This window comes from Sporosarcina sp. P37 (assembly GCF_002109365.1).
Classification (GTDB): Bacteria; Bacillota; Bacilli; order Bacillales_A; family Planococcaceae; genus Sporosarcina.
The window spans coordinates 2,924,414-2,936,616 of record NZ_CP015349.1 but is presented as its reverse complement, the minus strand read 5'-3'; the positions used below and the strand labels follow the sequence as shown (position 1 = coordinate 2,936,616).

Below are 12,203 nucleotides of genomic sequence, written 5' to 3'. Positions count from 1 at the left end.
TCCCTAAAAGCTTTGCAGCAATGACTGGATAATGAGATACCAGCCATCAACCAGAACAAACAATAAAATTTTAAACGGCAGTGAAATCATAACAGGCGGAAGCATCATCATCCCCATTGACATCAGGACACTTGCAACAATCATATCGATGACCAGAAATGGAATAAAAATCATAAAACCCATTTGAAATGCTGTTTTTATTTCACTCAGGGCAAATGCCGGGACCATCATCGTCAGCGGAATGTCTTCAATGGTTTCAGGTTTTTCCATCTGATTGTAACGCATGAATAATTCCAGATCTTTCTGCCTGGTATGTTCACTCATAAATTCTTTAAATGGTCCGCTGGCACGTTCATATGCCTCGTCCAGACTGATTTCTTCATCAAACAGCGGCGTCAGTGCCTCTTCATTCACTTGCGATAATACCGGTGACATAATAAAGAAAGTTAAAAACAGGGCTAATCCAACCAGCACCTGGTTTGGCGGCATCTGCTGGGTAGCCAGCGCCGTACGGACAAAAGACAATACAATAATGATGCGTGCAAATGACGTCATCAGAATTAAAATGGCTGGAGCAAGTGATAATACGGTCAGCAGCAGAAGCATTTTGATCGAAGTAGAGACATTGGACGGATCACTGCTGGAAAATGTATTCAGAAAGTCAGCCATTTTGGTCGCTTCCTTTCCGCTTCAACCGGTCCAATTGCTCTTTTCGCTCAGTCTTGATCTCTTCCATTTTAGAAGAGAATACTTGACTGAAAACAGTAGATTCATCTTCCGCGTATGGGTTTTTGCCTTTTGCAGAAAAACGGGAATACAGTTGGGACAATATTCCCTTCTGCACTTCATTGCCCTGATCATAACGGGCAAGTAACTCTTCAATTTCATGAGGATCATCTATTTCCCGAAGCAGCTGAACATTCTCTCCTACGCCCACCACAAAGTAATGACTACCCATTTTTACTAGTTGAATAGATTTATTTTGACCTAAAGGAACACCGCCCAGATTCGTCATTAATCGCGTTTGATCAAAGCTGCGGTTCCGTCTGTTTAAGAAGCGCAACAGCCAGACGAGCAAACCGATAACGAATACGAATGCCAAAAGTGTCCGGATATAGTCCCCAGCTGTCAAACCAGTCGGCCCGGCCAGTTCTTTATCTGTTACTGTGGGTTTATCGCCTTCTGCAGCAGGTGCTTTGTCACTGCAGTCTTTTCCTTTTCCAATACATTCGGACACGCTGATATCCGGATCCGTTTCCGCATAAACTGCCGGCATAACGGGAGTGCACAGAAGGAAGAGAACCAGATACGAAATGATCCATTTAACATTCATAGGCCGCATTTAGCTCAGCGCTTTATCGATCGCTTCAATAACACGGTCTGCCTGGAACGGTTTTACGATGAAATCTTTTGCTCCTGCTTGAATTGCATCGATGACCATCGCTTGCTGCCCCATTGCGGAACACATGATAATTGTAGCTCCCGGATCCGTACTTTTAATTGCTTTTAAAGCGGCAATGCCATCCATTTCAGGCATCGTAATATCCATTGTCACCAAATCGGGCTTTAATTCGTTATATTTCTCTACCGCTTGAGCGCCATCCGCAGCTTCGCCTACTACTTCATAATCATTTTTTGTTAAAATGTCTTTAATCATCATGCGCATAAATGCCGCATCGTCTACTACCAAAATTCTTTTACCCATTATATTCCCTCCAAGTATCTGCTATCTTAAATTATTCAAACGATCCATCTGACTTAAAATATCCGTAATACGGACTCCGAAGTTTTCGTCAATGACTACTACTTCCCCTTTAGCAATATAGCGATTATTGACTAGAATATCGACCGGCTCCCCTGCCAATTTATCCAGTTCAATAATCGAACCTCCGGACATTTCCAGTATTTCTTTAACAGAACGCTTCGTACGTCCTAATTCTACTGTTACCTGGAGTGGTATATCAAGTAGTAAATTTAAATTATTTGATTCTTCCTTATTTAAAGAAGGCGCCTGAAAACTGGCGAATTCTGCTTGCTGAACATGTACAGGTTGCTGCACAGTTTGTTGTGCCGTCTGGGACGGAGCCGTCTGCTGTGCGGGTGCCTGCATCGGTTGCGGTTCAGGGGCAGTTTCAGCGGGACGGGCTGGTTCCGGCTGCGGTGGCGGCGATGCCTGCGGGGCAGTCGGCGTTTCCGTAACTGTCGCAGCTTCTTCTTCCCCCATTAAGGAAGAAACCAGTTTTTTACCGAACTCGAGCGGAAACAGCTGCATAATATCGGAATCAATCAACTCACCGACTTGCAAATTGAAAGATACGCGGATCAAAAGATTATGCGCAGGTATATTTTCCGTTCCCTGGTCCATCTGAATATTCATCAAGTCAATAGTCGGCGGTGAGATATCTACTTTTTTATTAAAAATTGTAGACATCGATGTGGCAGAAGACCCCATCATCTGATTCATCGCTTCCTGCACTGCACTCAAATGAATTTCACTTAACTCTTCGTTTGGGGCTGTGCCGTCGCCGCCCAGCATAAGATCTGCGATAATGGCTGCATCGCTTTGTTTAATCACAAGCAAATTGACACCGCTCAGTCCTTCCGTATATTCCACTTTTATAGCGACATACGGATGAACAAAGTCTTTATCCAGATTATCACGCTGAATTAATGAGAGCGTCGGTGTTGTTATATCCACTTTTTGACCCAGTAATGCTGATAAAGCAGTAGCTGAACTTCCAAATGAAATGTTACCGACTTCTCCCAGTGCATCTTGTTCCATTTCACTCAGATAGTCGTTAATGTTAATTACTTCATTCTCAGGCTCACCCGCCGTCCCCGCAGGCTCAAGTGTTTCACCGCGCAATAGCGCTTCAATCTCTTCCTGTGAGAGAATATTATCACTCATCATCCTCATCCTCTCCCGAATTCAATATTTCCAGTATTTGAACAGCCATGCGATTTCGTAATTTACCGGGCTGTGCAGTGAATTTAGGTTTTTCCCCGATTCGTACTGTAAGCGGTTCTTCAATACTTGTATCAAGGGATATAACATCGCCGGGCTGTAAATGCAGGAAATCATTTATTGATATCCGGCCTTTACCTAAATCGGCCACGACCGGCAACATCGCATGTTTGATCCGTCGTTCCAATTCCACACTCTGTTCGGGTGTCGGTTCCTTTTTGTTCGTCTGCATCCAGTACTGAACAGATAAATTCGGAATAATTGGTTCCAGCACGACGTGTGGAATGCAAATGTTGATCATTCCGCTGGATTCGCCGATCGTAATACTGAATGAAATAACAATAACGGTTTCGTTAGGCGAGATCATCTGAAGAAACTGCGGATTGACCTCCATTTCCGTCAGATACGGATCAATGTCAATCAGACCTGCCCACGCTTCCCGTAAACTGTCGAAAGACCGCTCAAACAGATTCGTTAAAATCTTCGTTTCAATCTCCGTCATCGTGTCGGTTTTTCCTGAACTCGATCCGTATCCGCCCATCAGCCGTTCAAGCATGGAATAAGCGACGTTCGGATTCACTTCCATCAGAATGTTCCCTTCGAGCGGTGAAACATCAAATATATTAATCAGCGTCATGTTAGGGATTGAGCTGATGAATTCTTCAAACGGAATCTGATCAACCGATACTACGTTAATTTGAACATACGTACGAAGCTGGGCAGAAAAGTAGGTCGTTAATAGTCTGGCAAAGTTCTCATGGATCCGGGTCAGACTGCGGATCTGGTCTTTTGAGAAACGGAGTGCACGTTTAAAATCATAGACACGTACTTTTCTGGTCTCTTCTTCTTTTTTCATTTCTTCTGCTGACATTTCACCCGTCGATAAAGCAGACAACAGCGCATCTATTTCATTTTGGGACAGTACATCTCCCGACATAGGCCAACCTCTCCTTGCTTGCGTATCTCTATGCGATCATACCGGCCGTCACTGGATGATATAAGAGACAATATACACTTTCTGTATTTTCCCATCCTGCATCAACTCGTTAAGCTGTGCTTTGATCGTGTCTTCAAATTGCTGTTTGCCGATCTTTCCTTCCAAATCTTTTGCAGTCATTTCCGACAGCTCCTGGATGGCCAGATTCTTCACCTGAAAATCGCGTTTCGACAATTCTTCAGCTGCTTTTTTACTGTCCGTCTGGATTTTTAATGAAATGCGGACAAAATTGCGGCCTGCTAAATTCGTCGTGATTTCCTCCATATCTACAGACGATTCGATAATTTCATCAATCGATGGCGCTTTTTCTTCTCCGCCACTGTCCTTGTTGAAATTCAAAATCAAAACGACTGCCACGACACCGATCAATGTGATGCTTACTAAAATAATCAAAGAAATCGTTAATAATTTATTCTTCATCTTCTTCACCCCGGATATGCGGATTCGACAGCAGCTGGACCGCTTGATAAAATGCTATAATCCGGCTGTTCACTTCTTCAGCCGAATCGAGAACGATATACTTTGACCCTGTCGTCAGCGTAATCGTCGTATCGGGAAACGACTCGACTCTCTCTATGTACAATGCATTTAATGTGAACGTCGTTCGATTCAATCTGGTCACTTTAATCATATGTATAAGGGGCCAGGCCAAGGCCGGCCCGACCCTCCTTTTCAATCTATGCTGTATTTATCGTTTCAAGTTCACAAGTTCCTGCAGGATTTCGTCGGAAGTTGTGATAATCCGTGTGTTGGCCTGGAATCCGCGCTGTGCTACGATCATTTCTGTGAATTCTTCGGACAGGTCGACGTTGGACATTTCTAGGGAGCCGGATTTGATAGCACCGCGGCCTTCTTCAATTGCTAAACCTTCTGAAGGCTCACCCGAATTTGCACTTACTTCATATAAATTACCACCGACTTTAGATAAACCACCTGGGTTATTGAATGTCGCTAAGCCCACATTAGCTAACTTCTCCAATTCACCATCCTCATTAACAACATTCACTGCACCATCTTGGCCAATTGAAAGGGATGTTGATGTTAAAGGAACATAAATTTTAGTTCCCGCCTCATCCAACAAGTATCTTCCATCCCCATCGACAATGTCTCCTTCTTTATCTAAATAGAAGTTTCCTGCTCTAGTATAAAACTTTTCAGATCCACCATCTTGCCCAACGATGAAGAAACCATCCCCTTCAATAGCAAGGTCTAACGTATTGCCAGTTGTTTGCATAGAACCACCAGAATGAATTGTATCTATTGTAGCGAGCTGTGAACCCAACCCAACTTGTTTCGGATTCACACCCCCACGGTTTGCGCCGGGTTCCGAAGCACCCGCCACAGTCTGAGAATACAAATCCTTAAAAACCGTACGCCCTTTCTTAAATCCATACGTATTAACGTTAGCAATATTATTACCAATTACATCTAACTTTGTTTGGAAGTTTTTTAATCCAGAAATTCCTGAGTACATTGAGCGAATCATAAATAGTTTCCCCTCTCGGTTTTAGAGTGCACCGCGTCAGTCAGTCGGCGGTGCAGCGGCATCCTGTTAAGGTCCTGCCGTGTTTAGCTGAGCAGTATCGTTCCGTCTATATTGGTAAATAGCTGATCCTTCGCTTCCGTTCGGTCCATCGCGGTGATGACGGTTGAGTTCTTGGCACTGACTATGAGTGCGGCCTGGTCAGTCAACACGAGTGATTCACGGATTCCTTTCCTTTTCGCCTCGTCCACTTTTTCTGAGATGCGTGCCCATTCTGCGTCGGTCATTTGAATGCCCCGCTCCTGCAGACGATCTGTGGCATGTTTGCTGATTTTTAGTTTTTCAGGCTGTTCGGCATTGTGCAGAAGTTCAAGAAATGACTGCTTCGGCTTCGCCTGTGCCTGCCCTTGGCGTATGAGTGGCGGTGATGGAATGCGATGGATATTGATCTTATTCATGACATCGCTCCATTCGTTTATTCACTGATTGAGGTAAACTGATTACCTTCGATTTTCGTGCCGTCCTGCAATATATAGTGTAAGCTACCTTCTTTATTCGTCACAGATATAACTTTTCCCGTACGCTCTGCATCACCTTCTGTAAAACCGACCATCTTGCCGATTAGCATACTCGCTTGGACGAGACCGTTTGGCTGACTGCCCGTGCCTGTACTTCCCGATCCGTTCCCCATGACTTCAGAAATATTACCGGGTGATAATTCCTTGCCGTCTGCCATCATAAAGACTACTGAACCATCAATATATTTAATTGACTGAATAATGCCCGTTCCTTCACTAATTACCGGTTTGCCGTCTCCGTCTGTTTGATCAGTTACTTCATGCCAGCGTATTTCTTTGCCTACAAAACTGTTGTATTGAATCAGCTGACTTTGATTTTGGGAATCAGCGAATTTCTCAAATGCTTTTGTTAAGTTCATCGTTTGTTCCAATGAAGAAAACTGTGCCATCTGTGCAATGAATTCTGTATCTTTCATCGGATTCGTCGGATCCTGATTGGTCATCTGTGCAATCAGAATTTTCATAAACGCATCTTTCCCCATCGTGTCAGGACCTGTCTTGCGCTGATCCCGCTGCTTATTGATCAAAAACATTGAGTCTGTAATTGTATTCTGTGCTGCTGTTGAGTTTGTTCCTTCCGGCAATGTTTACACCTCCAGTTCAATCATAAATTCTTGGAATGTTTGTTCCTGCTCATCCCGCTGTTCGTTCTGTTCTGATGGTTGTTCCTTTTGCTGCTGGTTCTGTCTGTTAAATGCCTGTTCCCGGTCACTCTTTGACGGATCTTGAATAGTCTGGGATAAGTCAATTCTGTCTACTTGGAGATTTTGCTGATTAAACGCATGCCGCAGCTGATGCATCTGGCTGTCGAGCATTTCACGCGCCATCGCGGTGGATGCTAATATTCTCGCGGTCATAACCCCGTTAACTTCCAGCAATTCAATCCGTATTTGCCCCAGGTGTTCTGGATACAGCTTCACCGACAGTCTGTTCATTCCATTCGTCTGTCCAAAGTTCGCGCGGTTCAATACTGCTTGGAATTCCCTCATCAGTGCTTCGCTCCGGCTTTCCGGCACTTTATCAGCTGGATTCATATGAAAGACCGGACGCGCTTCTGTTTGAGTCATCGCGGATTGCGGTGTTACTGTTTCGGCGGGTTTTGCCTGCTGTTCTGGCTGCTTCATATCTGCCGCAGGCTGTTCTGAAGTGAAGCGAATCACGTGCTGAATAGCCGGCGGAATCTGGATTGGCCGTTTGATTTCAGGCTGCACAGTTTTTTGTTCAAGCTGATTCGCGATTTGCGCCAGAATTGGCTGGATTGTTTTCACTGAATCCGCCTGGCTGGACGAAAGATCTATTTTAGGCACAGCCAATTCCACCGCTTTCAGCAACGCGGTAAATTCGACGGCTGTTCTTTGCGGCAATTGCTCCATCACTTCCTGTATCTTTTCAGGAGGCAGCTGATGTAATACATCGAGCACAAACCATATATCTCCCGTTGCCGCAATTTGTTCCAATTGTTCTTCAGTAACATATTCACCCTCTAGGACATTCGTAATCTCTTCCACTAGTTTATCAGGATTTTTACTTAACAGTGATGCTAATTGTTGCAGACTTGGAAACTTCTCGGCCTTTGAGAGATCAGTCAGCTGCAGTTCTTCAGTTTCAGCAGTTTCAGCCGGTTGTTCTGGTATTGCTTTTACTTCAGCTTCATCCATTAGTATGACGGGCTGTTCCTGCGATTGCCGAAGGCCTGTTTCTTTCAATAGCTGCGCTGTAACCGAGGTTGCACTTGACTGCTGCAGTTTCTCGAGTGTTCCTGCTAACTCATCGAGCGAACCGGCGTCTAAAACTTCACCAAGGAATTTCAACAATTTTCCTTCTTCTGCCGTTGGCTGTTCTTTTACATGTACAGAAGAAGAAGCGATCATACTTTGAAAAACACTTCCGAATACCTGACCTTCTGCACTTGCAGGAGAAATAGGTGAATTCATCGGAATACTCGAAGAGCCTACACCCAGTAATAGTCCTAAGTTCACTTTTTCACCTCCCTCAAAAACTATTATACTACTTTGTGAGCATAGATGTATATTTAGCGGCCTGTTCAGGGGACATTTTCTCTAGTATAGCTGCTAAAGTTGCAGGCTTTAGACTAGATAAAATCTGAACAGCTTCTGCATCGCCCATTTTTGTAATGACCGGCGCAGATGATTTGGGCGACATTTGCTCGTATGTTGTGACAATCTCTTTGAAATCGCGTTTGGATTCGCTCTGCGCGAGTTTCAGTTTCTCGATTTCTTCGTTCAATTTCTCTTTTTCTATTTCTAGAGCTTCATTTGAATCTTTTACTTGCGTCAGTTCGTCCTGGAGTTCAAATAATTGCGCTTCTTTTTCCTGAATTTCTGCCTGCAGCGAAATGACGCGTTCTTCCAGAATCAAATCACCTTCCACTTTCTCGTCTGGTGCTTTTCCCTCAAGAAACGGTACTTTTGACGTCCATTCTTTCGCCTGATCAAAGACATTGACATCTGCCACTTTTGCTATGATTAACACAACAGCTGCCGTAAACAGTAAGGGGATGATGATCCAGGCAAGTACTATTTGAAGAAAGCCAATCGACTTTTTGCTTTCTGTCATCAACTCGGTTTCTTTTTGTTTTTTTGATTTAGCCACTTTACCACCCGTCTTCTTTTGAACGGAACTTCATCGTCGACAGTTCGTCAATTCGATTTGCCTCTGCGTGTTCCATTTCGGCATTATATTGTTCTTTCCCGATTTCACGCATTTTCTCAAATTTCTTCACTTCAATATTTTTTTCCAGCAATTGTGATTCAATCCAGTTCATCTTCGACCGGGATTTCATTACTTCCTTCTGCATCTGGTCTATCGTCACATCGAGCGTATTGATAAATCGGGAGTAGTTGTGTAAATCATCAATAGAAAAACCGGAAGCCATCCGCTGCTGCTGCTCCTCGAGCACGTCTTCCTTCTTTTTCATCTGATCGTACAGCTGTCTAGCCACGCATTCAAACTGTTCAATCGCTTCTTTATAGGCCATTTCTGTTTCATCGCGCTCTTGTTCACGCAACGTCAGAACTTTTTCAAAACGATAATGATAAGTAGTCATCTGCGTTCTCCTCCTCCAGAAGCTAACGCGATCATTTCATTTACCGTATCTTCCAGCCGGACATTCTCATTAAATTTTTGCTTTAGAAAATCGGTGATGATCGGTTCATATTCAATCGCTTCGTCAATTTCACGGGATGTGCCTTTTTTGTATGCACCAATATTGATGAGATCTTCAGATTTATCATAGGCATAATACAATTCACGCAATTTCGCCGCTGCTTTCAGATGTTCGGGATCGGCAATGTGATTCATCAGACGGCTGACACTCTTCAGCACATTAATCGCCGGATATTGGCCTTTATTGGCAAGTGTCCGGTCCAGTACAATGTGCCCGTCGAGTATCCCGCGCACGGCGTCGGCAATCGGCTCATTCATGTCGTCACCGTCAACCAGCACCGTATAGAAAGCAGTGATGGCACCTTTTTCATTCGTCCCGCTGCGTTCAAGCAATTTCGGCAAAATCGCAAACACTGAAGGCGTGTAGCCGCGGGTTGCAGGAGGTTCACCGACCGCCAGGCCAATTTCACGCTGCGCCATGGCAACACGGGTCACTGAGTCCATCATGAGCATGACATTCAGGCCTTTGTCACGAAAATATTCTGCAATAGCTGTAGCAGTCAGTGCACCTTTAATCCGCATGAGTGCCGGCTGATCGGATGTGGCCGCCACTACAATCGTTTTCTTTAGCCCTTCAGGACCAAGATCCCGGTCAATAAACTCCCGGACTTCGCGGCCCCGTTCCCCGATCAGCGCGATGACATTAATATCTGCTTCCGTGTTACGCGCAATCATACCGAGTAATGTACTCTTTCCCACACCTGACCCCGCAAATATTCCCACCCGCTGTCCGCTGCCGACTGTCAGCATGCCGTCAATCGCTTTTACACCGACAGCCAGCCTGTCGTTAATGGTCGGTCGTGTCAGCACGTTCGGCGGGCTGTTTTCCGTACGGACTGTCGCCAGCCCTTTCGGCAGTGCACTCGAATCAATCGGATTCCCAAGCGAATCAAGTACTTGTCCGAGCAGATTCATTCCAACTTTTACTTCAAGCGGCTTGCCCGTTGTTTCAACAAGGCAGCCACTTGAAATATTGCGTATATCTGTGTAGGGCATGAGCATGACGATTTCTTCACGGAAGCCGACGACTTCTGCCTGGATCAGAGATCGGCCTTCTTCAGGGACATTCAAATGGATGAAACAGACATCCCCAATCGATGACTCAGGACCTTCTGATTCAATCAGTAATCCGACCACGCGGTTAACCCGTCCGTATTTTTTTAACGTGTTGATATTCGGAATAATTCGAATAAGATCTTCGGCTTTTTTCAAATTACACACCATCTTCCATGATTTTCACCAATTGTTCTTTCAGTTCATTCAGTTGATCATCTACACTCACAACGATTCGGCCGTGGTTCGTTTCGATAAAACAATCTGTCGCATTGAAATCTTCATTGACAAAAATAAGGAACGGTGTTTCGGGCGGAAAGATGGAAGCAAGTTCCGCCCGATGCGTCGTCACCATTTTAAAGTGCTCAGTCGGGACGAATAATTTAATCTCCTTCATCTCCTGCGCTTCCTTGATTCCTTTTCTGACGAGGCATAAATAAGCCTCATCGTCATCTTCTATCGTTTTATTAATAATTTGTTCAGCTGACCGTATGCCAATATCCAAAATGACGCGTTCTTGATTGATTAAATACTGCGTTGCGTTCTCGTAAGACAATGTAGTAGTCTCATTGGCAGCTTCGACCATTTCCCGCATTTCTGCCAGCGCTTTATTGCGGCCGTCTTCAAAGCCTGCCTGAAATCCCTCGTCATATGCTTGCTGCTGTAATTGTTCTTTTTCATTTGCCCAGGCCGCCTGCATCGATTCAATGTCGGCTGCCGCTTCTTCCATCCGCTGTTTAATTTCTGTATCTGTAATTTGTCTGCGCTGCTCCATCTCCTGCAGCAGGCGGTTGCGCTCCATGAACAAAGCACCGGCCGATACAGGTTTCTCTTCTTCAGCAGCATCTTGCGGAGGCTGTAAATTACGGATCGAAATTTCTTTCACAGGATTTTGGTTCATTACCGTACGGCCAGAACGAAACAGATTAGACAATGATGTCATCTCCTCCGCCACGCGCGATGATAATTTCTCCTGCATCTTCGAGTCTGCGGATAGTTCCTACAATGCGGGATTGTGCTTCCTCCACATCCCGAAGCCGGACAGGACCCATGACATCCATCTCTTCTTTAAAGGACTCTGCCATGCGCTGTGACATGTTCTTGAATAATATATCTTTTACTTCCTCACTCGATACTTTCATTGCCAGAATCAGATCTTCGTTTTCACAATCACGGATTACGCGCTGAATTGAACGGTTATCCAATGTAATGATATCTTCAAAGACGAACATTCTCTTCCGTATTTCTTCTGCAAGCTCTGGATCCTGAATTTCGAGCGCATCGAGTATCGTTTTTTCCGTTGATCGGTCTACACCGTTCAGCACTTCGACTACTGCATCTACGCCGCCTGTTTCCGTGAAATCCTGCGTGACAGTGGATGACAGTTTTCGTTCGAGAACCGCTTCTATTTCACTGATCACTTCCGGTGAGGTTGATTCCATTGTTGCGATTCGTTTGGCTATGTCTGCCTGCATTTCCTGCGGCAGCTGTGAAAGGATCAGCCCTGCCTGTTCAGCCTCTAAATAAGACAAAATCAGTGCAATCGTCTGAGGATGCTCATTTTGAATAAAGTTCAGAATTTGTGACGGCTCCGCGCGTCGTGCAAAATCGAACGGCCGGACCTGAAGGGAGGAGGTCAGCCGGTTGATAATTGCCTGCGCGTGGTCTTTTCCCAGCGCTTTTTCAAGTACCGTTTTGGCATAGCCAATTCCTCCTTGAGAAATATAATCCTGTGCAAGCGCGATATTATGAAATTCTTCAATAATCTCTTCTTTTACAGAGGATTCTACTTTTTTTACGCCCGAAATTTCCAACGTCAGCTGCTCAATTTCTTCTTCATTCAAATGCTTATATACCGATGCCGACACTTCAGGCCCCAGAGAGATGAGCAGCAATGCAGCTTTTTGTTTACCTGACATATCCTTATCTTTCTTAACCAAC

General features: G+C 44.8%; 16 protein-coding genes. All 16 read right to left on the bottom strand.

Going from position 1 to position 12,203, the window contains the following annotated elements; translation table 11 throughout:
• Positions 1 to 3: 3 nt before the first annotated feature.
• The 16 genes from fliP to fliG all read right to left on the bottom strand — a co-directional run bounded on the left by fliP (position 4) and on the right by fliG (position 12,202).
• On the bottom strand, positions 4 to 669 hold the full coding sequence (gene fliP / locus SporoP37_RS14645; protein ID WP_081244372.1) for a flagellar type III secretion system pore protein FliP: 666 nt from the start codon (positions 667 to 669) through the stop codon (positions 4 to 6).
• A complete protein-coding gene (locus SporoP37_RS14640) occupies positions 662 to 1,333 on the bottom strand; it encodes a flagellar biosynthetic protein FliO (protein ID WP_158233580.1) in 672 nt (223 codons plus the stop codon). The genes fliP and SporoP37_RS14640 overlap by 8 nt, the downstream gene beginning before the upstream one ends.
• Positions 1,334 to 1,342: 9 nt before the next feature.
• Positions 1,343 to 1,705, bottom strand: a complete 363-nt coding sequence (locus tag SporoP37_RS14635) for a response regulator (protein WP_081244370.1) — start codon at positions 1,703 to 1,705, stop codon at positions 1,343 to 1,345.
• A gap of 21 nt (positions 1,706 to 1,726) precedes the next feature.
• A complete protein-coding gene (fliY, locus tag SporoP37_RS14630) occupies positions 1,727 to 2,908 on the bottom strand; it encodes a flagellar motor switch phosphatase FliY (protein WP_085431827.1) in 1,182 nt (393 codons plus the stop codon).
• Positions 2,901 to 3,902, bottom strand: a complete 1,002-nt coding sequence (gene fliM, locus SporoP37_RS14625; RefSeq protein ID WP_081244369.1) for a flagellar motor switch protein FliM — start codon at positions 3,900 to 3,902, stop codon at positions 2,901 to 2,903. The genes fliY and fliM overlap by 8 nt, the downstream gene beginning before the upstream one ends.
• Positions 3,903 to 3,950: 48 nt before the next feature.
• Positions 3,951 to 4,382 carry a flagellar basal body-associated protein FliL gene (gene fliL, locus SporoP37_RS14620; protein ID WP_081244368.1) on the bottom strand — a complete coding sequence of 144 codons (432 nt, stop codon included), beginning with the start codon at positions 4,380 to 4,382 and terminating at the stop codon, positions 3,951 to 3,953.
• Positions 4,372 to 4,593 (bottom strand): flagellar FlbD family protein, encoded by a 222-nt coding sequence (locus tag SporoP37_RS14615; protein ID WP_081244367.1) that lies wholly within the window; start codon positions 4,591 to 4,593, stop codon positions 4,372 to 4,374. Before SporoP37_RS14615 ends, fliL begins: the two co-directional genes overlap by 11 nt.
• 57 nt (positions 4,594 to 4,650) lie before the next feature.
• Positions 4,651 to 5,448 carry a flagellar basal body rod protein FlgG gene (gene flgG, locus SporoP37_RS14610; RefSeq protein ID WP_081244366.1) on the bottom strand — a complete coding sequence of 266 codons (798 nt, stop codon included), beginning with the start codon at positions 5,446 to 5,448 and terminating at the stop codon, positions 4,651 to 4,653.
• Between the two features lie 83 nt (positions 5,449 to 5,531).
• Positions 5,532 to 5,903, bottom strand: a complete 372-nt coding sequence (locus tag SporoP37_RS14605; protein WP_081244365.1) for a TIGR02530 family flagellar biosynthesis protein — start codon at positions 5,901 to 5,903, stop codon at positions 5,532 to 5,534.
• A gap of 17 nt (positions 5,904 to 5,920) precedes the next feature.
• Positions 5,921 to 6,607 carry a flagellar hook assembly protein FlgD gene (gene flgD / locus SporoP37_RS14600; protein ID WP_232329772.1) on the bottom strand — a complete coding sequence of 229 codons (687 nt, stop codon included), beginning with the start codon at positions 6,605 to 6,607 and terminating at the stop codon, positions 5,921 to 5,923.
• Between the two features lie 3 nt (positions 6,608 to 6,610).
• Positions 6,611 to 8,002 carry a flagellar hook-length control protein FliK gene (locus SporoP37_RS14595; RefSeq protein WP_085431327.1) on the bottom strand — a complete coding sequence of 464 codons (1,392 nt, stop codon included), beginning with the start codon at positions 8,000 to 8,002 and terminating at the stop codon, positions 6,611 to 6,613.
• 28 nt (positions 8,003 to 8,030) lie between these two features.
• Entirely contained in the window at positions 8,031 to 8,636 is a 606-nt protein-coding gene (locus SporoP37_RS14590; protein WP_085431326.1) for a MotE family protein, read from the bottom strand.
• Position 8,637: 1 nt separating this feature from the next.
• The gene (fliJ, locus tag SporoP37_RS14585) at positions 8,638 to 9,090 is read right to left on the bottom strand and encodes a flagellar export protein FliJ (RefSeq protein ID WP_081244362.1); all 453 of its coding nucleotides are present in this window, start codon (positions 9,088 to 9,090) and stop codon (positions 8,638 to 8,640) included.
• Positions 9,087 to 10,421, bottom strand: coding sequence for a flagellar protein export ATPase FliI (gene fliI / locus SporoP37_RS14580; protein WP_231293259.1), 1,335 nt, complete (start codon positions 10,419 to 10,421; stop codon positions 9,087 to 9,089). Before fliI ends, fliJ begins: the two co-directional genes overlap by 4 nt.
• 1 nt (position 10,422) lies before the next feature.
• Positions 10,423 to 11,196 carry a flagellar assembly protein FliH gene (gene fliH / locus SporoP37_RS14575; protein ID WP_158233581.1) on the bottom strand — a complete coding sequence of 258 codons (774 nt, stop codon included), beginning with the start codon at positions 11,194 to 11,196 and terminating at the stop codon, positions 10,423 to 10,425.
• Positions 11,189 to 12,202, bottom strand: coding sequence for a flagellar motor switch protein FliG (gene fliG, locus SporoP37_RS14570; protein WP_081244359.1), 1,014 nt, complete (start codon positions 12,200 to 12,202; stop codon positions 11,189 to 11,191). The genes fliH and fliG overlap by 8 nt, the downstream gene beginning before the upstream one ends.
• Position 12,203 lies beyond the last annotated feature (1 nt).